The following is a 25,042-nucleotide window of genomic DNA, read 5'->3' as shown; positions in this document are numbered from 1 at the left end:
GCCCCAGACTCTAGAACAAATAAGGTAATTTTACGAGTCAGGTCAATCAGAGAGCGAACTATCAGCAATTGACACTGTTTGACCAAGGTTTAACTACGTTAGTTGTGTATCCCGATTTTATTACTGAAATAGATTATGAAAAACGCTTTGGTGGTAATGGTAAAAGCGATTTTACCCTCACCGCTAACTCTTTAATTGGGGTTGAAGTCAAATCTCGTCACGGTAGTATTGATAGAGTTAGATGGTCAGTGAGTGCGGATATACTCAAGTAATTAAAATGAATTATCACTATAATTACCACTATATTAATGCTTATTATAACCGAGGAAATGCCCGATTAGAGATAGGAGATAAACAAGGAGCGATTGAGGATTTTCATAAAGCAGCAGATTTATATTGGCAAGAGGGAAAATTAGCAGAATATAAAGATACACAGGCTAGAATTATAAAATTGGAAATAGAAGCATCTTTAGATATTTTAAATTTTTAACTATAAGTAACTATAAGTAACTATAAGTAGGGCTTGCTGAATAAGTCGTCTGTGAGAGCAGGGAACAGGGGACAGGAGACAGGAGACAGGAGACAGGGGACAGGGGACAGTTTTAACTGTTTGGATATCCTCAATTTTCCAAATCCGACAAAGAAAAATGCACCTTTACAGAAACAAACCGATACAAAAAATAACCCCCTTGACTACCAGTATCAGGGGGTTTACAAAACTTAATATCCGCCTTCTTCTTCGTATTCCACCTGTCGTTCCTTGACCTTTTTCGGGATATTTACCGGCTTTGGTGCATCATCCCAAGCATCACCATCTAAATCATCATCATAGTCATCATACTGGTCAGCGTAGGTCTTTTTAGCAGGTTTGGCCTCGTATCTGGGTGCTTCCTGATAACGGTCAGAGACCGTCGCGTCACTCCAGTTATCTTCTTCATCTTCTTCATACCGAATTGACTCATAGGAACGGGCTTTCATAACTTGACGCTGAGGCCTTTCTTCCTCTACGTAGTCTTCCGTCCATTCCTCTTCTTTGGCTACGGGTTCAGGAATACGCACCTTGGGCCGAGGTGCTTCCAGAGGAACACCGCTGGGTAATTGATTACTCGGTGCAACCGTCCGAGGTGGGGTATAACCAAATTCTTCTTCTGCGTCCCTTTCCCAAGGGGCTTTACCAATACCTAGCCGTTCTAAAACGCCTACAGTTAACTGGTTAACTCTTTCTTCAGCACCTTCAAACACAATCAAGCGACTCGGTCCAGTGCTGACAACTTCATCTATAGAAAGTTCGTAGGTACTTAAAAACTGGTCAGGAATTTGGGGTAATCCCAAAGCAGCAATGACTATAGTGTATATTTTACCTGTTTCGCCATTAAATTTAAAGCCCCGTACCTTGCCTAAAACTTCACCTGTTTCTGTGATAACTTCCCAGTTCATGAGGTTACTGAGAACCTCTATTTCCACATCTTCAATGACATCCTCATTATCAACTAAGATGACATCACCGATTTGGTTAATGGTGTTAAGATACATATTGCGAGGGAGACTAGAAATAGAAATAAGGCTGTCTCGCAAACTAAGCGCCACAACCTCTCTTTGATCTACATCAACCCAGACTTGACTCACGATACCTAACCGCTTACCGTTGTCGCGGGTAATTACCTGAGTGTTTAATATATCCGAACGTCTAATTACTTGCTCTGAGGTCATTATATACCTAGTCCTGATCTTTAATCCAGTTTATGTATATCACTATTTTTAACAGAAATTTGTCAGTTGTCACTTGTTAGTTGTCTGCTCCCTGTTACCTGTTGCTGTGGTGATTCTATCATCGGACAGCACCAACTCACAACTATCTTAAAACCAAATATCTCAAAACCAACTAAGTAGGTGAACGTAAAAAAACCGACACAAGTAACGAAAAGTAAAATTGCCCAAAACCTCTTCCCAGTTAAGAGTTAAGAGTTAAGAGTTAAGAGTTCCCTTGTCATAACGACAATTTTTAACGCCAACCTACTTATATCAAAAAATTGTAACTGTTTTACCGATTGTTTTTACATTTTAGCTAATCTTTCCCCATTTGTCCTATCTCAAAATAGACAGTTGTTAACAAAGTATCGCCAAAATGCCAAAATAGAGATCACCAAACCAGTTTTGACCCCACCCTAACCCTCTCCTTAACAACAGGAGGGAAAAATTGTGATCAATAATTGAACGCAAATAAACGCAGATAAACGCAGATAAGGAAGGATGATCATAAGATCCCGGACTTTTATGATAAGTTAAGACATTAATGAAAATAATTGAATTGAAAAAATCAGGGTTCTGAGGCTACTACACAAAATGGCAATTAAGAAAAGTGAACTTTACAGTTCTTTATGGAAAAGTTGCGACGAATTGCGGGGAGGTATGGATGCTTCTCAGTATAAAAATTATGTATTAGTTTTATTATTTGTTAAGTACATTTCCGATCGCTATGCAGGTGTAGAAGATGCCACCTTAGAAGTCCCTGAAGGTGGGAGTTTTCAGGATATTGTCAATTTAAAAGGAAAACCAGATATAGGGGCGAAAATCAATGAAATCATCCAGAATCTAGCCAGAGCTAATGACTTAGGTAACATCTTTAATGATGCGGATTTTAATGATGGGGATAAATTGGGGAAAGGGAAGGAAATGCAAGATAGGCTTTCTAACCTGGTAGCTATTTTTGAAACCCCCGCTTTAAACTTTAGTAAAAACCGCGCTGATGGAGATGATATATTAGGTGATGCCTATGAGTATTTAATGCGGAACTTTGCCACCCAGTCAGGTAAAAGCAAAGGACAATTTTACACCCCTGGGGAAGTTTCCCGCGTCATTGCTAAAGTCATAGGAATTAACACCGCAACCAGTCAAGAACAAAGTATTTATGATCCTACCTGTGGTAGTGGTTCATTATTATTAAAAGCAGCAGATGAAACCGATGTAAATATCAGCATCTACGGGCAAGAAATAGATAACGCAACCTACGCATTAGCCCAGATGAATATGATTCTACATGGGCATCCTAGTGCGGAAATTTATCAAGATAATACCTTATCAACTCCCTATTTTAAAGATGATCAAAGTGGGTTAAAAACCTTTGATTTTGCAGTTGCAAATCCTCCTTTTTCTGTGAAAGCTTGGAGTAACGGCATTAAATTAGACAAAGATGAATTTAACCGATTTGAGGGTTATGGAATTCCACCAGTTAAAAATGGTGATTATGCCTTTTTATTACATTTAGTTGCTTCTTTAAAACCTCATGGTAAAGGAGCGATAATTTTACCCCACGGGGTGTTATTTCGAGGGAATGCGGAGGCAGATATTAGAAAAAATCTGCTGCAAAAACGGATAATTAAAGGGATAATTGGCTTACCTGCTAATTTATTTTATGGGACGGGGATACCGGCCTGTATTATTGTCATAGATAAAGAAAACGCTGAAAATCGGCAAAGTATTTTGATGATAGATGCAAGTAAAGCTTATATTAAAGATGGCAATAAAAACCGACTGCGAGAACAGGATATCCATAAAATAGTAGATGTTTTCAATAAACAGTTAGAAGTTCCCAAATACTCGCGGATGGTGCTTTTTACAGAAATTGCAGCCAATGATTATAATTTGAATATTCCCCGTTATATTGACTCTCAAGAAGAAGAAGATATTCAAGATATTGCAGCCCATTTATTAGGGGGCATACCTAAGCGCGATATTGCAGCATTACAAGATTATTGGCAGGTTTACCCAACCCTACAACAAGATTTATTTGCAGCAACAAATAGAGCAGGATATGTACAGCTAAAAATTGCAGTTTCCGAGGTCAAAACCTGTATTTTTAATCATCCTGAATTTATCCAATATAGTCAAGAAATTGACAAGGTTTTTCAAACTTGGGAAAATAAACACACCCCGTTATTAAGAGCTATTCAACCAGGGGATAAACCCAAGGAAATTATTTACACTTTATCCGAAGATTTGTTAACAGCATTTGCAGATAAAAACCTGATTGATAAGTATGATGTTTATCAGCATTTGATGACCTATTGGTTAGAAACAATGAAGGATGATGTTTATATTTTAGTTGAAGATGGTTGGAAAGCGGAATTAACGGAAATTACCAATAAAAAAGGGACTATTATAGATTATGTCTGTGAATTGATTCCCGAAGAATTGATGATTAACCGCTATTTTCTCACAGAACAGGGGAAAATTGCCCAGTGGGAAATACAGAAAGATGATCTAGTCCGACAACAGGAAGAAATGCAAGAAGAATATGGTGGAGAAGAGGGTTTATTAGCAGAAGTGACTAATGATAGTGGGAAAATTACTAAGACTAGTATTAATGTGAGAATGAAGGAAATTCAGAAAAATCCGCTTTTTGCAGATGTAGATGAGTTAAAGGTGTTAAAGAGTTATTTAAAATTGATTGAAGCGGAAGCAGAAATGAGTAAGAAAATTAAGGATCTGACTCTATCTTTACATAATCAGGTGCTTAAAAAATATCAACATTTAACAGAGGAGGAGGTGAAAATTCTGGTGGTTAATGATAAATGGATGAAGACATTAAAACAGGGTATAGTTGGGGAAATGGATCGGATTTCTCAACGGTTGACGCAAAGGATTAAGGAGTTAGGGGAACGTTATGATCTGCCTTTATCTGTGTTGACTTCTGAGGTGGAGATTTTGACTCAGAAGGTTGAAGGACATTTGCAAAATATGGGAATGGTTTGGTAATGGAAATTAATATTAAGGATGGTTATAAGGTTACTGAGGTGGGGGTTATTCCTGATGATTGGGAAGTGAAGAAATTGGGGGATATTTCCGAGAAAATAATGGTAGGAATCGCAAGTGCAGCAACACACGCATATTCAGAAAAGGGAGTAGTTTTATTTAGAAATCAAAACATAAAATATGGGTATTTAGACGACAGAGATATTTTATTTGTAAATGATAAATATGAGGAAATTTTCAAAAATAAACGACTAAAATCAGGAGATTTACTAATTGCTAGAACAGGTTATCCAGGATCTGCTTGTATTATTCCAGATAAATATGAAGGATCACAAAGTTTTACTACTTTGATTGTTAGACCACAAAATCAAAATGTTAAAAGTGATTTTCTTTGCTACTTTATAAACTGTGAAATTGGCCAGATGTTTTTTGAAGTTAATCAGATTGGAGGAGGACAGAAAAATGTAAATGCTGGATCTCTCAAATTGATGCCCATTATTATCCCCCCGCTTGCTGAACAAAAAGCGATCGCTCACGCACTGAGTGATGTAGATAACCTAATTACAGCCATAGATCAACTGATCACGAAAAAGCGTAACCTTAAACAGGGGACAATGCAGGAACTCCTCACGGGTAAGAAACGTTTACCTGGTTTTAGCGGTAAGTGGGAAGTGAAGAAATTGGGGGAATTAATCAACAGTTTGCAGAATGGATATGGATTTTCTGCAAGGGGCTATATTAGAGTAGGTATTCCAATTGTTACAATGGCTCAAATTGGATTAGATGGTTCTTTTCAATTTGATGAGTCAAAAGTCAACTTTTGGACAAGTTCAGAATTTGAATCTCTTAAAAACTATCATCTCAAATATGGAGATGTAATTATTGCTATGACAGACGTAACACCTAGTAAAAATTTAATAGGTAGAATGTGTCAAGTAAATAGGAGAGAAACTTTTCTTCTTAATCAAAGGGTTGGTTTATTGAGAATAGACAGAGAAAAGATTAATCCATTATTTTTAGTAGCATTATCAAATTTATCAAATACTAAAGGTTGGAGAGATTACTCTAAATCAGTTGCTTCTCTTGGGGTACAGGCTAATATAAGCACTAAAGATATTTTAAATGGAACAATAAAAATACCAACTATAGAAGAACAAAAAGCCATAGCTGAAATACTAACAGACATGGATAAAGAAATAGAAGCATTAGAAAAAAAACGCGACAAATATAAAACCATAAAACAGGGAATGATGCAAGAATTGTTAACAGGAAAAACGAGAATAATTGACAATTGATAATTATAGGATCTTCCTTTGCGACTTGACGGAAAACCAAGACCCTATAAAATTGGTAATATTGACAGGACTTACGCAAAATATCTCTCAAATCCTCATTTCTCCGTGACCTCTGTGCCTCTGTGGTTCGTTATTCCATGAATCTTGCGTAAGTCCTATATTGAATAGAGCTTAAAAATTCGTGAACATAAAACCAACATCAGAAACAATATAAACCTATGACCTATACCCCAGTAAAAACCCTCACCTTTGAGCAATTTTTAATTGAATATGGGGACAATACCCGCTATGAAATAATTGACGGAGAACTCAGAGACATGGAACCCACAGGACTCCATGAAGAAGTTGCGGGAAATATTGCCGGCAGAATTTACACCGAGATTATTGATAATAAATTAAACTGGTTAATTCCCAAAACCTGCTTAATTAAACCCCCTGCTGCGTCAGCTACAGCACTGCGTCCAGATGTGATAGTTTTAGATAAAATCAAACTTAATCAAGAACCACTTTGGCAAAAAGAGCCAATAATTTGTTATGGTAATACTATTAAATTAGTTGCGGAAGTTGTCAGCACAAATTGGCAAGATGATTATGCTAGAAAAATAGAAGAATATGCCTTTTTAGAAATACCAGAATATTGGATAATAGACTTTCGGGCATTAGGTGGAATGCAATTTATTGGCAACCCCAAACAACCGACGTTAACAATTTGTCAATTAATTAATGGAGTATATGAACAAGAAAAATATCGTTTAGGAGATAGTATTTTTTCTCCTCTATTTGCAGATTTAAAACTTAAATTAGATGATATTATGCCATAAAATTTAATGAAAAATCAGGTTGTAGGTTAGGTAAAACGAAGTGAAACCCAACCTACAAATCTGCTCATGTTGGGTTTCATGCTTCAACCCAACCTACAAATCTGCTCATGTTGGGTTTCATGCTTCAACCCAACCTACAAATCTATTGCGACTTTAAATCATAACATATTATAACATATTAATGGTGCGATCGCTTTGGTATAACGGTGAAATTGTGCAGTGGCATATAATCTTATTTAGTCAGACTGTCTCTAGTCATCCTCTTAAGATTCTTGAGAAAGAACTAAAATACGCTAAGGGCAAGATTTGAGAGAGCAGAAGTATCACTGACGACAATCATAGCCAGCCCCGACTCCGCAGGTGTTGAACATCCTGCTCCAGGTCTTCCACATCATAATGGACGCAAATATTCCGGTCCGCCAGCAGCTTTTGAAAGTTCATTATGTCTATTCCGGCAATTTTGCTGGCACGGCTGAGGGAAATCCGCTGCTGCTGGAATAGGGCAATGGCTATTTCCCGGAGCCATTCACTCTGGTTAAAAGTTTCAGTTTTACTGAGGTTATCAGGTAGGTTTAGAGTAATTTGCATCAATTTGTCCTCACGCATTCACTTCTAATTTTCAGGAGCAAGTAATTCCGTTTCAAACCCTCAAAACCAAAATATCACTATATCCCAATATCCCAGATGATTGCAAAAATTATTCAACCCAACCTACAAATCTTTGTTTATTTGCGCTTTGGGGTGAAACATATCTGCTCATGTTGGGTTTCATGCTTCAACCCAACTTACAAATCTTTGTTTATTTGCGCGTTGGGGTGAGACATATTAAAATAGTTAAATCCTATCAAACCGTAATTGTCACTAAAAGGGTTAAAAAATGAGTGAAGTAGGACAATCGGAACGCGCAACCCAAAACCGTGTAGTGCAACTATTCCAACAACAACTAGATTATACATATTTAGGGAATTGGCACAAACGCGACAATAATAGCAACGTTGAAAGCGACTTACTCACCATATTTTTACGCGATACCCAAAAATATAATCATACTATTATCAATCAAGCTATTGATGAACTAAATAAACTTAATCAGGATACAACTAAAAACCTTTATGACGTTAATAAAGAAATTTATGGCTTATTACGCTATGGTATAAAAGTTAACCCAGAAGCAGGTGAAAAAACTCAAAGCGTTTACTTGATAAATTGGCAAGAACCCTTAAAAAATAACTTTTATATCGCTGAAGAAGTCAGCATTAAAGGGGAAAATGATAAACGACCAGATATAGTTTTATACATTAATGGCATCGCTTTAGCGGTTCTGGAACTCAAAAGCAGTACCGTCAGCGTTTCTAAAGGTATCCGTCAAAACCTAGATAGTCAAGAATCAATATTTATTAAGTCTTTTTTTAATACAGTTCAACTAGTCGCAGCAGGTAACGATACCCAAGGGCTGCGTTATGGAACAACTAAAACATCAGAAAAATATTATTTAACTTGGAAAGAGGACAGTTATCACCAGATTACAAACCTTTTAGACAAACACCTGTTACAACTGTGCGAAAAACATCGCTTTCTCGACATTATTTATAACTTTATCCTCTTTGACAGTGGTATTAAAAAACTCTGTCGTTCCCATCAATACTTAGGCATTAAAGCCGCCCAAGACCACATAAAGTGCCAAGAAGGTGGGATAATTTGGCACACTCAAGGTAGTGGAAAAAGCTTAACCATGGTGTGGTTAACGAAATGGATTCGAGAATTTGACCCAAAAGCCCGCGTTTTAATTATCACTGACAGGGAAGAATTGGACAACCAAATCGAAGGCGTTTTTTTAGGTGTCAATGAAAACATCTATCGAACCAAAAGCGGACAGGACTTAATTACCCAACTGCAAAATACCACACCCTCATTAATTTGTTCATTAATTCATAAATTCGGGAAAAAGCAAAATAATACCGAAACCCAAGAATATGAAGACTATATAAAAGAACTAAAACGTAATTTACCGAAAAAATTCCAACCTTATGGACAGTTTTATGTATTTGTAGATGAATGTCATCGCACCCAAGCGGGTAAGCTACATAAAGCCATGAAAGATATATTACCAAATGCTCTTTTTATTGGTTTTACAGGTACACCCTTATTAAAACAAGACAAACAAAGCAGTTTAGAAGTTTTTGGTAAATATATTCACACTTACAAATTTAACGAAGCAGTGGGGGATAAAGTCGTTTTAGACTTACGTTATGAAGCCCGGAATGTTGAACAGTATATCACCTCCCAGAGGAAAATAGATCAATGGTTTGCAGACAAAACCAGCGGGTTAACAGAAACAGCAAAAGCCGAACTGAAAAAACGCTGGGGAACAATGCAAAAAATCCTCAGTTCCAAATCTCGCTTAGAAATGATAGTTAAAGATATCATCTCAGATTTTAGCACCAAAGAACGATTACAAAATGGTAAAGGTAACGCCATACTTGTAGCTGGTAGTATTTACGAAGCTTGTAAATATTATGAATTATTCCAAAGTGCAGGATTTAGTCAATGTGCGATCATTACATCTTATGATCCTACCATCAAAAGTATCAAAGGTGAAACCACAGGCGAGGGAAAAACCGATAAAATACATCAATATGAAATCTATCAAAAAATGCTCAATGGACAAAAAGCAGATAAATTTGAACAAGACGTAAAAAACAACTTTGTTAATTCACCCGCGCAGATGCAATTATTAATAGTAGTGGATAAACTATTAACCGGTTTTGATGCACCTCCCGCTACTTATCTTTATATAGATAAAAAGATGCGAGACCATGGTTTATTTCAAGCAGTTTGTCGGGTTAATCGTTTAGATAGTGAAGACAAAGAATATGGTTATATTATAGATTATAAAGACCTATTTGCAAGTTTAGAAAAATCCGTTCAAGATTACACTTCCGCCGCTTTTGCAGATTATGACATCGCTGATATAGCTGGGTTATTAAGTAACAGATTAGAAAAGGGCAAAAATGACCTAGACACCGCTAGACAAGCCCTTAAAGCCCTCTGTGAAGCCGTAAAACCCCCTTATCATACAGCAGACTATACCCGTTATTTTTGTGGTAATACGGAAAACCCAGAGGATTTAAAGAACACCGAACCGCAAAGACTACTATTATATAAAAGTGTCAATTCTTTAGTTAGAAATTATGCCAATATAGCCAATGAAATGGCAGCAGCAGGATATACAGAGCGGGAAATTTATCAGATTAAAAAAGAGGTTAAACATTATCAACAAGTTAGTCAAGAGATAAAATTAGCCAGTGGAGATTATATTGATTTTAAAGCCTATCAAAATGATATGCGGCAGTTGATAGATAGTTATATTGGTGCGGAAGCAAGTCAAATTTTAGCAAACTTTGAAAATCTAACTTTAGTAGAATTAATAGTTAATCATGGAGTCAATGCAGTTGATAGTTTACCCCCAGGAATTAGAAACAATCAAACCGCAGTAGCGGAAACCATAGAAAACAACCTGCGGAAATTAATTGTTGAACAACAACCCACCAACCCCAAGTATTTTGATAAAATGTCAATTTTACTCCAAGAACTAATTGACAACCGTAAAACCGCAACAGCAGAATATGAAAATTATTTACAGAAAATTATCATCTTAGCTCAAGAAATTCACCAACCGAGTAAATCATCAACTTATCCGCCGTCATTGAATACCTCTGCAAAAATCGCATTATATGATAATCTAGATCAAGATGAACAATTAGCGTTAACAATAGATAGGGTAATTCGTCAAACTAAACAAGATGGTTGGAGAGGAAATAAAGTCAAGGAAAGAATGATCAAAAATGCCATTAAGAAATATTTACCTTTACCAGAACAGATAGATGAGATGATGGAAATAATCAAAAATCAAAATGAGTATTAAATTAATTAAATTAAGTAAGTGAACGGAAAAAACCGACATACAGCAGTTCCCGATATTATGAAGTACAGATATTAATAATAAAACTCTTGTGGTGCGGGCATCTTGCCCGCACAAAGTGTACCTCACTCAAAGCTACTTGCTGTAAGTAACGAAAAGTAAAGTTGCCCAAAACCTCTTCCCAGTTAAGAGTTAAGAGTTAAGAGTTCCCTTGTCATAACGACAATTTTTAACGCCAACCTACTTAACTTAATGGGTAATTAAAACCATAATAAAAATCATAAACATGAATATGGAAACCTATCAAATAACCGTCAGTGAAATAATTATAGATGTGGTTAGAAAAGATATTAAAAACCTGCATTTAGCCGTTTATCCTCCAGACGGTCGTGTCAGAATTGCCACACCTTTACATATTAATGATGAATCTGTGCGCTTATTTGCAATTTCCAAATTAGCTTGGATTAAAAAAAATCAAAGTAAATTACAATCAAAACCAACTCCGAAAACAATAGAATATTTATCAGGAGAAAGTCATTATTTTCAAGGTAAAATCTATATATTAAATGTAATTTATGAAAATTCCCCTCAAGTGGAAATTAGCAATAATCAATATCTGAATTTGTATGTAAAACCCGGAAGTAGTACAGAACAACGTCAAAAAGTTCTCAATTCTTGGTATCGTCAACAATTAAAAGCACAAATTCCCCCATTAATTAGTAAATGGGAAAAAAATATTGGTGTGAATATCAATGACTGGGGAATAAAAATGATGAGAACAAAATGGGGTACTTGCAATATTCAAGATAAACGCATTTGGTTAAATCTGGAATTGGCCAAAAAAGACCAACAATGTTTAGAATATGTGATAGTTCATGAAATTACCCATCTTTTAGAACGGAGTCACGGGTCTGAATTTCAGGCCTTAATGGATAAATTTATGCCTAATTGGAGAAAATATAAAGAGGAATTAAACCGTGATTACAAATGCTAGTAGCCCTACCCTGAGCAATCTCCGTCAAACCTTTGGCTTAAGACTCAATTCTAGCGATCGCTTTTTTGATGAATGGTTAAATAATGCAGCGACTCTAACCGAATCAATCTAACCTACGAGGGATTCCTAGGTCGCGCAACGCTTACGCACCTAACCCCAACAAGCGAACTAGCCCTAATGAATAATCAAACTATCTCTGGTCATTTCTAAAAAATCATAGGTCAAAAACAATTCGATTATTTGAGTAATATTTTGTACAAAAAGTTGTTCAATTTGTTTGTTACTAACATTACCTGTAGTTATTAGTAGTAGTTTATAAGGCTCTTGTTTGATTAAGAAAGAATCTAAAAAATCTTTATCTTTGGTAATAACAATTCTCTGTTCCAGGATTGATAGTTTGTTGATTTCCAAATCTGGAGTTGCATTTTTTCAAGGAAGATTCTTGGTATGTATAACATCACAACCTAAGTTCTCTAATAAATTGGCAATTCGCATTGGTAATTGAGCATCAATCAAGAATTTCATGAAACTAATTGGAGGATACTTTTAACTTGAGTGAGTCGAGTAGCAAAGCTGAGAACTGCTAAAATGTCTTCATATTCTAAATCATCATAATCTTCTAAAATATCCTCAATATTCATGCCTGAACTCAAAAGTTCTAAGATCATTTCCACCGGATAGCGCAATCCACGAATACACGGTTTACCATGACAAATATCATGGTTAATTGTTATTCTATTTAATAGCAGGTTATTCATGATATTAGATGTTATGTTGGTACTAAATTAATTATACTTGATTTTTCGATTTCTATGACAATAGAAAAAAGCGAAATGAAAGTCAGTGTTGCGAGGGCGCACTTGGTCAATCTAAACTGGTAACAAATCTCGGAGATGTTTCTGGTAAGGAAAATTCCTCTAGGTAAAGCCGTGTGGCTTCTTTCAAACCAGCGATCGCCTGCTTGATCGTTTCCCCTTGATCTACTGTGCCAACTTCTGGACATTCAGCAATGTAAACATCATCTTCTTTGTACAAAATAACTGTAAAGATGCGATTTTTCATCGTCTCTTATCCTTAACAGCTTGCTCTGAAAATTATAACATCACTGTTCCCTATCGCACTTTAGTCAATCTAACCTACGAGCGATCGCACTGTTACAGCAGTTTGCGATCAAGTCCAGTACAAAAGTAAAGTGCAGAATATAGTCTGGTACTGGTTTTCATCTTTTCTGTTTGTAGCACATTTGATTGCAATTTACTGTATTTTTCCTTGATTTTTCGATTCTCCACACTGTTTCAACAGAAATCGAACTCTTTAAGCTCTCGATAAGAAGAGAAATCTGTTTTTTAATAAAACCCATTCTTGTTGGAGTAATTTCAATTGAGTCATGCTCTGAAAAATCTCTTATTATTTCGCATTTACTTACATCCCTTTTAGCCTTTCCTTTATTGTGAACAATGGAGTTCCTTAAAAGTCTTAAATCGCCCATAATTGGAGCAATCACTTTTTGATCATCTCCGATCTTAAGTTTCCTTCTTATCTCTTCTCTGTAACACCCTTCCCATATCTCAAATATGTAAACGATAGTCATTCTACTAGCAAACTGATAATTAATGCCATTGCTTGAATTTCTATCTTTTAGATTAAATAAAACATTAGAGGTGTCTATACCTGTTTCTTGCAAAACTGAAGTTCGCAGTTCATCTAATCTTCTTTCTCCAATTGTCTGCCCTATTGTTTCCAAAATATCAGTTGTTTGGTTAGCCATATCTAAATTTTGCTGACACCCTGATATTAAATCCAAATAGATTTGAACTGCCGTCCCTACCTCCTGAAGGAATTCATTACATAAATTAACAAGTTCTTCCTGCTCATTCTCAGACAAGTTGCTCGATCCTACATATTCCATAAACTACTCTTTATAACTCAATGGTCAGATGATTATAACTTAATACCCAAAACCTGAGTATAAGCGCCTCTAGCTTGAGTCACCCCAATTGTCCGCTGTGCTGATTCTATCATCGGCCGGCGCAAACTCACCACTATAAACTGTGCTTGTTGAGCCTGTTGTTTAATCATTCTCGCTAATCTTTCCACATTTGACCCATCTAAAAACATATCCACCTCATCAAAGGCGTAAAATGGGGAGGGACGATAACGCTGGAGGGAGAATATAAAACTCAATGCAGTTAAGGACTTTTCCCCCCCAGACATGGAAGCAAGACGTTGGACGGGTTTACCTTTGGGGTGCGCGACTAGGTTTAAGCTACTGTTAAAAGGATCTTCGGGATTATCTAGTTGCAAATAACCGTCCCCGTCTGATAAAATGGCGAAAATTGATTGAAAGTTTTCGTTGACCGCGTCGAAGGCTTCTTTAAATGCTTTTTGACGTAACGTGGTAAAGTTTTCAATTCTTAATAATAATTCTGTTCGTTCCCCTTCTAGGGTCTCTAATTTTTCGGTAAGTTCTTGGAGACGACCTTTGACTTTATCGTATTCTTCCAAGGCTAACATATTTACAGGTTCCATGGCCTGTAACCGTTTGCTTAAACTCCGTAATTCTTTTTGTAAGTCCTCTAAATTAACTTTACCAGGAATTTCTGGCAGGGGACTGGGTAATTCTGCACCTAAGTCTCGTAACTGGGTTTGTAGCGCTGTTAACTCTTCTCGGCGTTTTTCCTGGGTTTGTGCCAGTTTCTCTATTTCCCATTGTAATTGCTGTTGACGCAATAAGAGCGATCGCAATTCTGTTTCTGTCAGATCCCGATTTTTCTTCTCTTCTCCTAAATTTTCCGCCAATTTCTGCAAATTACTCTCATTGACAGCAATTAAATGATTTAATTCTTCAATTTGGTTATTGACTGTTGCTATTTGCTGTTTGCTGCTTGTTTCTTCCTGTTGATATTGAATAACTCGCGCTTGGGATTCTTCTATTTTTTCTTGTAACCGCTGTTGTTGATTTTCTAAGTTTTTTAACTGTTGTTGTCCATCCCTTAGTGCTGTTTCCCGTTGTTGCAATTCCTGCTCTTGCATTTTCATGGTACTTTGAATTTGTTGCCATTCTTTGGGAGTTTGGGAAGATTCTAAATCAGTTAATATCAGTCTCAATTGTTGTAATTGAGTTTCTTGTGCTGGTAATTCCCGATTTAAAACTTCTAAACGGGATTGTGCAGATGTGAATTTTTCCGTATTTTGGGAAAGTTGACCGCGAGTATTTTCTAATTGGCTTGTTAAATTCTTAATCTCTTTATTTAATTGTTCTAAATATAATTGTTGTTCTCTCTTTGCTTGACGTGCTTCCGTTAATTCTTGACTCAGGGCTTTCATGGAAGTTGCTAAAGTATTAATAGCTTCTCCACAACGTTCTAAAATCCGATCAATATCCATTAAGCGAGTTTTTAGGTTTCCTACCTCTTCCCCTTCCCCAGTTTCACCTTTTTCAAACCGCAAAGAAGACCGCTGGCTACTACTACCTCCCGTCATTGCTCCACTTGTTTCTAGTAATTCCCCTTGTAAAGTGACAATGCGATAGAGTCCGATATTTTTTCGTGCTTGAGCAAGACTAGCAAAAATCACCGTATTACCAAAAACATACGTAAAAACATCTAGATAACGGCGATCGCATTCTACCAAATTTACCGCATAATTAACGAAACCATCAGCTAAACGCAGAGTTGCGTCCTGAGTAAATTTAGGGACTTTAATCTTATTCAAAGGTAAAAAAGTCGCCCTTCCTGCCTTTTTTTGTTTTAAGAGTTCAATTCCCGCAGAGGCTACATTATCATCTTCCACAACAATATATCCCAACCGACCACCAGCAGCGGTTTCCAATGCTAATTGATACTTAGGTTCAACCTTCCCCAACTGCACCACCAAACCACACAAACCGGGCATTTCTGACTGTAAAATTACCTTACTAGCTTGTGTTCCTTGTATTTCTTGTTGAGCTTGAGTCTGTGCTTCTAATTTATCTAACTGACGTTGTTTCTCCCGTTGTTCTTGTAAAAGCCGCTTTTGAGTATCTTGTTGAATTTGTAACTCTTGTTCTGTGGCGGTGAGATTTTCCGCTAAATTCTGAATAGGTAAACTAGCAGCATTAAATTCCGTTTCGACTTGTGCAAATTCAACTTGTTTTTGAGTTAATTCTGGTTGTAAAGTGGCTATTAATTGAGATTGTTCAGAAATCAGCAGTTGTAATTGAGTATTGCGTTCTTGTAATTGGGCTTGTTCCGTGCGTTGAGGTTCAAGAATATGTAGTAAAGATTCTATATTCCGATTTAGTTCGGTTTGTTGTTGTACCCAAGCTTCCGAAGCACTAGCAACCTCCGCCGCAGCTTGACGAGAATTTTCTAAATTTATTACTGCATGATTTCTTTCTATTTGTAGAGACGCAGTATTTAACGTTTCCACATTATGTTTTTCTATTGCTTCCTCTAAAGAGAGTTGATATTGTTGAATTTCCTGATAAGTTTGATTTAAACGCCTTCCAGATTCTTGAATAAGAGCTTCTAACTCCTTGTGCTGACGTTGGAGTTGTTTGCGTTCCGCTTCTTGAGTAGCAAGATGAGATTGAACTGCTAAAAGTTCCTCCTCACCCAAAGCCTTAACCCGGAGATTGCGTTGTTCTAATTCAGTATTTTTCTCGTCAATCTGGGTATTAATTATTGTTAACTGATTAGTAAAATCTCTGAAATTGCGATCGCCTTCTTCAACCTGTAAAACCAGCTTTTCCTGTTGTAATTGCAGAGAACGCCAAGATAGAACCGCTTCCCAAGATTGCTTTTCCAGAAATTCCGTCCGTAGCTGTTGATACTTCTGAGCCTTAGCCTGATCTTGATAAAGTCGCTCACATTGTACAGTCAATTCATTCTGAATAATACGACAACTATCTTCCCGATCCTTCACCTCATCCAAAGTTGACTTAGCTTGAACAATCTTACGATCATAAGTTGCCACCCCGGCCAACTCATCAATAATTTCTCGACGTTCGCGCCCATTCATCGAGATAATACTAGTAACATCACCCTGTAAAACCACATTATAACCTTCAGGATAAATCCGCAATCTCTCCAAATCCTCATGTAACTCAGTCAGAGTACAAGCTACACCATTAATATAATAATTAGACGTATAACCACCCTGTTGAGACACCCGCAACCGACGGGTAACACTCCAGTCAGAGGATTTTGGATTTTCTTCTGCTTCCCCTTCCTCCCCTTCCTCCCCTTCCTCCCCTCGCGTCTGTGCTTCTGTGCGAGAGACATCCGAAATATCAAAAGTTACAGTTACACTAGCTTCCAGTGCAGAACGTCCCTGATGTTTTTGAGCGTTATTAACTAAATCCGGTAAACGTTCCGCCCGCATACCCTTAGAACTAGCCAGGCCTAAACAAAACAGTAAAGCGTCAAGAATATTTGATTTTCCAGAACCATTAGGACCAGATATGACAGTACAACCTGGTAGCAGGGGTACAGAAGTCGTACCACCGAAGGATTTGAAATTGGTAAGTTCAACGCGCTTGACGTATACCATTATAGAACTAATTACTGTAAACTCGTTAAAACAGGGTATTGTAGGTAATCATAACATACTTTTGCTATTTTCGCCGTTCATCTTGAATAATCTTGGATCATCTTGGATAATTTTATGCAAATTCAAACACCAGATTGGGTTAAACACGCGGTTTTTTATCAAATATTTCCCGATAGATTTGCAAGAAGTCAGCGTTCCCGTTCCAGCTTTTTAAATAATAGTAATTTAGAAGCTTGGGATACTATACCGACAATTCAAGGTTATAAAGGAGGGGACTTATGGGGAGTTTTAGAATCATTAGATTATATCCAAGATTTAGGGGTTAATGCTATTTACTTTACGCCCATTTTTCAATCTGCGAGTAATCATCGTTATCATACCCATGATTATTATCAGGTTGATCCAATGTTGGGAGGAAATCAAGCTTTAAGAGAGTTGCTAGATGCCGCCCATGATCGTAATATGAAAGTTGTCCTTGATGGTGTTTTTAATCATTCTAGTCGCGGGTTTTTCTTTTTCCATGATGTTTTAGAAAATGGCTCTAATTCTCCTTGGATAAATTGGTTTAAAATTGAAAATTGGCCGCTTGCTCCCTATGATGGTAATTTACCAGCTAATTATGTTTCTTGGGCTGGTATTCGCTCCTTACCAACCTTTAATCATGATCATCCAGACGTTAAAGAATATATCATGAAAATTGCTGAATATTGGTTAGAATTTGGTATTGATGGTTGGCGTTTAGATGTACCCTATGAGATTAAAACCCCCGGTTTTTGGCAGGAATTTCGTCAACGAGTTAAAGGTATTAATCCCCATGGTTATATTGTGGGTGAAGTCTGGTCAGATGCCCGTGAATGGCTCGATGGTACACAATTTGATGGGGTCCTTAATTATTTATTTAATCAGGCTGTCCTAGCCTTTGTAGTGGGCGATCGCATCGTTTTAGAAGAAGTTAAATATAACAGTTATTACCCCTATCCTGCCCTAGATGCGGCTGAATATGCTACTAAAATGCAAGCCCTTTTAGAACTTTATCCCTGGGAAATTCAACTAACCCAACTAAACTTACTTGGTAGTCATGATACATCTAGATTAATTACCATTGCTAATGGCGATCAAACCAGTGTAGAATTATGCAGCTTGCTATTATTTACCTTTCCTGGTGCGCCCAGTATTTACTATGGTGATGAAGTAGGTTTACCCGGAGGGAAAGATCCTGATTGTCGTCGTGTTTTTCCGCCAGAATCTAACTGGAATCAGAGTATTTTCAATACTCACAAACAATTAATTTCTCTCCGCAATAATTACCCAGCTTTGCGAATTGGTAACTATCAGATACTCTACGCAGCAGCAACAGTTTACATATTTGCACGAACCTTAGAAAATCAAGAATTAATTATTGCTGTAAATGTGGGAACTGAATCTATAACAGTGAATATAGATTGTAGTAACTTGCAAAATCAGCCCAATCAAGTTTTATTTGGGAATGGAGATATATCATGGAAATGCGATCATCTTTGTTTAACTATTCCCTCCCGTAGTGGCTTAATTTTACATTGATTCCATCTCAGATTCAAAATCTAAAATCCAAAATCTAAAATCTAAAATCTAAAATTGGATAATATTTTTAGGGAAATTGTAGGTAATCTAATAACCGGGGGAATGCTGCGCGGTACTAAGTTCTCGTCGTGAATATTTAGTTATGTACCATCTTTCCCCCAATTTAGATACAATCTATAAACTCAATACAACCCTAAGGTAACTAAAATGACAGTCACTACCACCCCTACCCTTAAACTCCCCGAACTCCTAGCACCCGCTGGTAACTGGGAATGCGCGAAAGCAGCCGTAGAAAATGGTGCAGATGCGATTTATTTTGGTTTAGAAAAATTTAACGCCAGAATGCGGGCTGAAAATTTCACAGCAGCAGATTTACCGGAATTAATGGAATTTCTGCACCTGCGGGGAGTCAAAGGCTATATCACTCTGAATACCCTGATTTTTCCCCAGGAACTAACAGAAGCACAGCAATACCTCAAAACTATCATTTCTGCTGGTGTGGATGCTGTCATCGTTCAGGACGTGGGTATTTGTCGGCTAATTCGTCATCTTTCCCCGGACTTTCCCATACACGCTTCAACCCAGATGACTATAACTAGTGCAGCGGGGGTACAATTCGCTAAATCTTTGGGTTGTCAACTAGTAGTTTTAGCGCGGGAATGTTCAATTTTAGAAATTAATAAAATTCAAGCACAAATATTATCAAAAAATACTGCCTTACCCTTAGAGGTTTTCGTTCACGGTGCTTTGTGCGTCGCATATTCTGGACAATGTTTAACCAGCGAAGCATTAGGAGGACGTTCCGCAAATCGAGGAGAATGCGCTCAAGCTTGCAGAATGCCTTATGATTTAATTACTAATGGGGAAGTTGTGAATTTAGGTAATCGCAAATATTTATTAAGTCCTCAAGATTTAGCAGGTTTGGAAGTTTTACCAGAATTAGTCAAATCTGGAATTACTTCTTTAAAAATTGAAGGACGTTTAAAAGCACCAGAATATGTTGCTAATGTAACTCGCGTTTATCGTCAAGCCTTAAATCAAATTATCAAAACTCACATAGAGACATTTTCTCATAGAGAAAAAGACCAATATGATTTAGAAATGGCATTTTCTCGCGGACTATATACAGGTTGGTTTGAGGGAATTAATAATCAAGAATTAGTACATGGAAGATTTGGTAAAAAACGGGGTGTTTATTTAGGAGAAGTGACTCGGATTAGAAATGCAGAAATAACAGTCAAATTAGCAGCACCCGTTAAACCGGGAGATGGGATTGTTTTTGATTGTGGACACCCAGAAAGGAAAGAAGAAGGGGGAAGAATATATGCAGTTATTAAAAATGGTCAAGATACAATATTAACCTTTGGCAAAAATGATTTAAATTTCCATAGTATCCATATAGGTGATAAAGTTTGGAAAACCAACGATCCAGAATTAGATAAACAAATTCGTCAAAGTTATACCGGAGAAAATCCCCAATTTACCAGACCTATAAATATAGAAGTATATGGAGAAATTGGAGAAAAATTAATAGCTATATGTCGTGATGAATTGAGTAATATTGTTCAGGTAGAATCAGCAATATTCATAGTCGAAGCACATACAAAACCTCTCTCTAAAGAAAGATTAAAAGAACAATTTGGAAGGTTAGGAAACACACCTTTTCATTTAGATACTTTTATAAATCATCTCAACGGTAATATTATGTTACCCGTGAGTGAATTAAACCGAATGCGTCGGGAAATAGTCAGTAAATTAGAAGAATTGAGAAGTAAACCCAAACTTTGGCAATTAAATCATCACGCAAAATGGCAAGATTTAATTATTTCTAAGTCTACTATTTCTAAATCTACAGATGTTTCCGCGTCTCCTACCTTGATTGTTTTAGTCAGAAATATCGCACAATTACAAGCAGTATTAACAGCAAATATCAAAACCATATATTGTGAATTTGAAGATCCACGCAACTATAAAGCAGCAGTAAAAATGGTGCGAGAATCTCAAGCAGAAATCAGCATTTTCGTTACACCACCTCGCATAACCAAACCCGGAGAAACCTGGATTTTAAAACAAGTTCACGCTTCTCAAGCTGATGGTTATTTAATCAGAAATTATGATCAATTAGAATACTTTACCACAGAAAGATGTATTGGTGATTTCTCTCTAAATATTGCTAATCCCTTAACCGCAGATTACTTTAAAAACCGCTTTAATTTAGAAAGATTAACAGCATCTTACGACCTAAATATTAACCAACTTCAACATTTAATTACCAATTATCCAGCGTCAAACTTTGAAGTCACAATACATCAACATATCCCCATGTTTCACATGGAACATTGCGTATTTTGTGCCTTTTTATCTACAGGCACAGATTACACCAATTGCGGTAGACCTTGCGAAACACAAGCAGTTACAATTAGGGACAGGGTGGGTAGTGAACACATTCTCAAAGCAGACGCAGGATGTAGAAATACAGTATATAATAGTACAGCACAAACCGGGGCAGAATATGTACAACGGTTGATAGAATTGGGTTTACAGCACTTCCGCATTGAATTTGTCAACGAAACACCAGAACAAGTACAAAAAACAATACAAAGTTATCAAAAATTACTGCAAGGAGAAATCATTGGTTCCCAACTCTGGAGAGAATTGAAGCTACAAAACCAATTAGGTGTAACTCGTGGTGCATTGGGGATAATGTAGCTAAACTGTGATAAGTAGTATTACAATGCTGATAAACCTTGTTTACTACTTTCTATGTCAAGTCTAATCCCTCAATGTCAGCAATTACAAGCACAAGTTGAATCTATTCTCCAACTTTTACACCAAGAAACAGCTTTACGTTCTCAAGACATTACACCAGTGCAAATTTCCTTAGATAAAGCCATTTCTCCCAAGTTTGAAATTGTCTTTGCTGGTGCTTTTAGTGCGGGTAAATCAATGTTGATTAATGCACTATTAGAGAGAGAATTATTATATAGTGCAGAAGGACACGCAACAGGCACAGAATGTAAAATTGAATATGCACCAGCAGATTCAGAAAGAGTTGTTTTAACCTTTTTGAGTGCAGCAGAAATTCAAGAACAAGCGGTGTTTTTATGTCAACAATTGGGATTTAATACCGTAGAAAATATCAATAAACAAGATGTAATTGATTTATTACATCAAGATTGTACAGCAATTATTCAACAAGAAGGTGGAGAAAGTAAATCAGAACGTGCAAAACAAGCAAAAGCATTGATTTTACTATTAGCAGGATATGTTGCAAACAAAGAAAGAATTAACAGCTTTAATAATGCAACTTATGCAATGGAACAATTTAATTTTACCAACCTCAAAGAAGCCGCAGGATATGCACGCAGAGGTAGTAATAGCGCGGTTTTAAAACGGATTGAATACTATTGTTATCATCCTCTTTTAGAAGATGGTAACGTGATTATAGACACTCCTGGAATTGATGCACCAGTCGAAAAAGATGCAGTATTAACTTATAGAAAAATTCAAGATTCAGAAACCTCAGCAGTAGTTTGTGTTCTCAAACCTGCGTCAGCGGGAGACATGACCAAAGAAGAAACTGAACTGTTAGAAACAATGCGGGAAAATGCAGGGATAAGAGACAGAGTTTTTTATATCTTTAACCGCATTGATGAAACTTGGTACAATAATCAACTCAGACAAAGATTAGAAGATCTAATTAATAGTCAATTTCGAGATAGTAACAGAGTTTATAAAACCAGTGGTTTGTTAGGATTTTACGGAAGTCAACTCAAAAAAACAAGCACACAGGATAGATTTGGATTAGATTCGATTTTTGCAGAAAGTGTTAAAGGTTTAGACGGGAAAGAAGAAACACCACAATTTGTCAATGAATTTAATCGCTACTGCGTTGCTTCAGGTAAACTTTCTCCCAGTCAATTTAGAATTTCTCTCCATGGTTATGAAACTTCTAATCACAACTATGTGAGAATTTTAAGCGAACAGGGAACACCATTAATTAACCAACTCATTCAAGATAGTGGAATTGAAGAATTTCGTACATCAATTACTCGCTATCTCACAGAAGAAAAACGTCCACAGTTATTTAAAAACCTCGCAGATGATTTAGAAGATATTTGTATCAAACTCAAGAACCACTATCAAAGTGTGCAAATTGATTTAGATAGTCAACCGCGAGAAATTGAAAGTATGAAAGAATATGAGTTGCAAAAATTAAATCAGCAACTCCAACAAATTGGCAAAGAATTTAATCAACATATTCATGATCAAGTCAATAAAATTATTAACAATAATTGTCAAGAATTTGAAACAGATTTTCGACAATTACAATCACGCATGGTTCGTCGTCTAGATGAATTACTAAATACCTTTTCCGTTGCAGAAGCTTACCGACGTGCGACTTTAAGTCATCCTAGAAACGCAACTGCACCCTTATTAGCTATTTTAGTAGAGGCTTTTTATTACCTGTCAAATCAGTTGGAAGATATTTTAATAGCATCTTGTCAACAAGTAATTAGTAATCTATTCCAACAATTAATGGCAAAAATTAGACAATCAGAATATTACCGTCAATTATATCGTTTGTTAGGTAATGATGGAGGAATTGAATCACAGATAAAAGAAATAGAAAAACTGATTACTCAAACTTTAGTAAATAGTGCTAGTGTTGAATGCGATCGCTTTGTCAGAGAAAGCCCCAGATTTTATAATGAAGGCACATTTTCTATCTATCAATTTCGACAAGTGTTAGAACAAACTTCCCAAGCGTATGATGCAGAAAGTATAGTTGAGGCTGAACCTGCAATTAGACAATTATTAAAGTTAGATTTTGAACCGAAAGTTTCCCATACTATTCGTCAATCTTTCCGTCAAACTATCAACCAAACTATTAAAACTCAGTTATTACCAATGGGAGAAAAACAAGCAGATGAGATATTACAACAATATCCCCAAGCCCGGGCTTATTTAGAGAAAACATTGCAACAAGAAGCAGGGGAAAAAATTGCCAATAATCAACGTTTGTTAAGTCAAGTTGCGGGAAAAATTGCGGCATATAATACAGCAGTTGCGGGAATTAATGGCTGTTTACAAGCTATGCAGTTATATGAACATTTACTGCCGATAATTGGTGAAGAAGAAGTATAATGTTTTTGGTGAATGCGGGGTTTTTCTGTGTTCACCTAATTTTGATGTTTCGCACAGAGAACAAAGGGTAAGAAAGAAATGGAAGATAATTTTAAAATTATAGATTTTGAACAAAGTGATGTTGTGATTGATTTTGATGGTTATATTTTTAAAGCCAGTCAATTAGATATAGCTTTATCAAAAGTAATCCTAGATAACGGTAGTTTAAAGCACTTAAACCATGAACTAGAACGTATAAAGAGTCGTGTTCTACCATCTGTTAAAAACCCCGATGATTGGATAAATAATGGTGTAGATTGTCAGATTTTAAAACCTAGTAAAAATTGGCAAAAAGGAAAATTAAGAATGAAAGTTTGTCTAGAATTTTGTCCTGACGAACCAGAATCACCCCTTGATGAAGTACGACGTAGATACAACGAAGCTACATCATAAATAAATTAGTCCACGCAGGTGGACTTTGTTTGTGTAGACGCGATTTCTCATCGTCTCAATTGTCTAAATCAGGATTTTATAAAAGGTGAATTTATGTTACAATCAATAATTAATAATATACTTATTAATATAATTAGATAATTAGTGAAGGTGTTGAAAAATAAAAATATAAACACCAAACCACATCCTGTAAATCCTAGATATCTTGATTCAGACAATATAAATCTATGTCAAACAACATCAAAACCAGAATCGAAAAATTCAACAACGGACGCAACCCAGAATTATTAAAATTAAAATACAAGAAACTCGCTACTGATCCATTTTCTTTCTTTCGCGGAACTTGTCATTTATTTTATGAAGACCTTTCTCAAAATTCCGGGATGAATTTAGCACCTCTAACTTGGATTTGTGGAGACCTACATTTAGAAAATTTCGGTAGTTATAAAGGTGACAATCGTTTAGTTTATTTTGATACAGCAGTTTCCGAAGTTATGAGGTACAGTTAGTAATAATAAAGATAATACTGTCATGAAAGCATATTCAGTGGATCTCCGAGAAAAAATAGTTGCAGCCCATATTGAGG

Annotated in this window: 19 protein-coding genes and 1 pseudogene; 13 read left to right on the top strand and 7 right to left on the bottom strand. The window is 36.4% G+C overall.

Features of this window, described 5'->3' with window-relative positions:
• Positions 1 to 68: 68 nt before the first annotated feature.
• Together H6F39_RS16875 and H6F39_RS16870 are read left to right on the top strand one after the other, a co-directional pair.
• Positions 69 to 272, top strand: coding sequence for a hypothetical protein (locus tag H6F39_RS16875; RefSeq protein WP_190397091.1), 204 nt, complete (start codon positions 69 to 71; stop codon positions 270 to 272).
• Positions 273 to 277: 5 nt separating this feature from the next.
• Entirely contained in the window at positions 278 to 490 is a 213-nt protein-coding gene (locus tag H6F39_RS16870) for a hypothetical protein (RefSeq protein WP_228036604.1), read from the top strand.
• A 230-nt stretch (positions 491 to 720) separates the two neighbouring features.
• Here H6F39_RS16870 and H6F39_RS16865 read toward each other — a convergent pair whose 3' ends face one another.
• Complete coding sequence (locus H6F39_RS16865; protein ID WP_190397090.1) at positions 721 to 1,710, bottom strand: PRC-barrel domain-containing protein; 990 nt, start codon at positions 1,708 to 1,710, stop codon at positions 721 to 723.
• 633 nt (positions 1,711 to 2,343) lie between these two features.
• Between H6F39_RS16865 and H6F39_RS16860 the strand changes: the two genes are divergently transcribed.
• The 3 genes from H6F39_RS16860 (at position 2,344) to H6F39_RS16850 (ending at position 6,868) form a co-directional block, all read left to right on the top strand.
• The gene (locus H6F39_RS16860; RefSeq protein ID WP_190397089.1) at positions 2,344 to 4,755 is read left to right on the top strand and encodes a type I restriction-modification system subunit M; all 2,412 of its coding nucleotides are present in this window, start codon (positions 2,344 to 2,346) and stop codon (positions 4,753 to 4,755) included.
• Positions 4,755 to 6,047, top strand: a complete 1,293-nt coding sequence (locus tag H6F39_RS16855) for a restriction endonuclease subunit S (RefSeq protein WP_190397088.1) — start codon at positions 4,755 to 4,757, stop codon at positions 6,045 to 6,047. Before H6F39_RS16860 ends, H6F39_RS16855 begins: the two co-directional genes overlap by 1 nt.
• A gap of 218 nt (positions 6,048 to 6,265) precedes the next feature.
• The gene (locus H6F39_RS16850; RefSeq protein ID WP_190397087.1) at positions 6,266 to 6,868 is read left to right on the top strand and encodes a Uma2 family endonuclease; all 603 of its coding nucleotides are present in this window, start codon (positions 6,266 to 6,268) and stop codon (positions 6,866 to 6,868) included.
• Positions 6,869 to 7,204: 336 nt separating this feature from the next.
• Here the strand turns inward: H6F39_RS16850 and H6F39_RS16845 are convergent, their stop codons facing one another.
• A complete protein-coding gene (locus H6F39_RS16845) occupies positions 7,205 to 7,474 on the bottom strand; it encodes a UPF0175 family protein (RefSeq protein ID WP_190372114.1) in 270 nt (89 codons plus the stop codon).
• Between the two features lie 271 nt (positions 7,475 to 7,745).
• On the opposite strand from H6F39_RS16845, the gene H6F39_RS16840 reads away from it, so the two are divergent.
• The 3 genes from H6F39_RS16840 to H6F39_RS21015 all read left to right on the top strand — a co-directional run bounded on the left by H6F39_RS16840 (position 7,746) and on the right by H6F39_RS21015 (position 11,896).
• The gene (locus H6F39_RS16840; protein WP_190397086.1) at positions 7,746 to 10,793 is read left to right on the top strand and encodes a type I restriction endonuclease subunit R; all 3,048 of its coding nucleotides are present in this window, start codon (positions 7,746 to 7,748) and stop codon (positions 10,791 to 10,793) included.
• A gap of 289 nt (positions 10,794 to 11,082) precedes the next feature.
• Positions 11,083 to 11,784: a M48 family metallopeptidase gene (locus H6F39_RS16835; protein ID WP_199290964.1), complete on the top strand. Its 702-nt coding sequence runs from the start codon at positions 11,083 to 11,085 to the stop codon at positions 11,782 to 11,784.
• The gene (locus H6F39_RS21015; RefSeq protein ID WP_255501586.1) at positions 11,768 to 11,896 is read left to right on the top strand and encodes a hypothetical protein; all 129 of its coding nucleotides are present in this window, start codon (positions 11,768 to 11,770) and stop codon (positions 11,894 to 11,896) included. Before H6F39_RS16835 ends, H6F39_RS21015 begins: the two co-directional genes overlap by 17 nt.
• Before the next feature lie 62 nt (positions 11,897 to 11,958).
• Here H6F39_RS21015 and H6F39_RS16830 read toward each other — a convergent pair.
• The 5 genes and pseudogenes from H6F39_RS16830 to smc form a co-directional block, all read right to left on the bottom strand.
• A pseudogene (locus H6F39_RS16830) lies at positions 11,959 to 12,279 on the bottom strand (DUF5615 family PIN-like protein).
• 26 nt (positions 12,280 to 12,305) lie between these two features.
• Positions 12,306 to 12,542 (bottom strand): DUF433 domain-containing protein, encoded by a 237-nt coding sequence (locus tag H6F39_RS16825; protein ID WP_137907242.1) that lies wholly within the window; start codon positions 12,540 to 12,542, stop codon positions 12,306 to 12,308.
• A gap of 106 nt (positions 12,543 to 12,648) precedes the next feature.
• The gene (locus H6F39_RS16820; protein ID WP_190397084.1) at positions 12,649 to 12,846 is read right to left on the bottom strand and encodes a type II toxin-antitoxin system HicB family antitoxin; all 198 of its coding nucleotides are present in this window, start codon (positions 12,844 to 12,846) and stop codon (positions 12,649 to 12,651) included.
• A 157-nt stretch (positions 12,847 to 13,003) separates the two neighbouring features.
• The gene (locus tag H6F39_RS16815) at positions 13,004 to 13,693 is read right to left on the bottom strand and encodes a hypothetical protein (RefSeq protein ID WP_190397083.1); all 690 of its coding nucleotides are present in this window, start codon (positions 13,691 to 13,693) and stop codon (positions 13,004 to 13,006) included.
• Between the two features lie 32 nt (positions 13,694 to 13,725).
• A complete protein-coding gene (gene smc, locus H6F39_RS16810) occupies positions 13,726 to 17,316 on the bottom strand; it encodes a chromosome segregation protein SMC (protein ID WP_190397082.1) in 3,591 nt (1,196 codons plus the stop codon).
• Between the two features lie 114 nt (positions 17,317 to 17,430).
• Between smc and H6F39_RS16805 the strand changes: the two genes are divergently transcribed.
• From H6F39_RS16805 to H6F39_RS16785, 5 genes are all read left to right on the top strand, one after another.
• Positions 17,431 to 18,876, top strand: a complete 1,446-nt coding sequence (locus tag H6F39_RS16805) for a glycoside hydrolase family 13 protein (RefSeq protein ID WP_190397081.1) — start codon at positions 17,431 to 17,433, stop codon at positions 18,874 to 18,876.
• Between the two features lie 207 nt (positions 18,877 to 19,083).
• Complete coding sequence (locus tag H6F39_RS16800) at positions 19,084 to 21,585, top strand: U32 family peptidase (RefSeq protein ID WP_190397080.1); 2,502 nt, start codon at positions 19,084 to 19,086, stop codon at positions 21,583 to 21,585.
• A 54-nt stretch (positions 21,586 to 21,639) separates the two neighbouring features.
• Positions 21,640 to 24,024 (top strand): dynamin-like GTPase family protein, encoded by a 2,385-nt coding sequence (locus H6F39_RS16795; RefSeq protein ID WP_190397079.1) that lies wholly within the window; start codon positions 21,640 to 21,642, stop codon positions 24,022 to 24,024.
• 78 nt (positions 24,025 to 24,102) lie between these two features.
• Positions 24,103 to 24,456 carry a KGK domain-containing protein gene (locus H6F39_RS16790; RefSeq protein ID WP_137907251.1) on the top strand — a complete coding sequence of 118 codons (354 nt, stop codon included), beginning with the start codon at positions 24,103 to 24,105 and terminating at the stop codon, positions 24,454 to 24,456.
• A 227-nt stretch (positions 24,457 to 24,683) separates the two neighbouring features.
• Entirely contained in the window at positions 24,684 to 24,965 is a 282-nt protein-coding gene (locus H6F39_RS16785; RefSeq protein ID WP_190397078.1) for a DUF2252 family protein, read from the top strand.
• Positions 24,966 to 25,042 lie beyond the last annotated feature (77 nt).

The sequence above is a fragment of the Dolichospermum sp. FACHB-1250 genome (genome assembly GCF_014696335.1).
Taxonomy (GTDB): Bacteria; Cyanobacteriota; Cyanobacteriia; order Cyanobacteriales; family Nostocaceae; genus Dolichospermum; species Dolichospermum planctonicum.
Note: the sequence above shows the minus strand (reverse complement) of the source record. Positions and strands in the feature narration are given on the sequence as shown.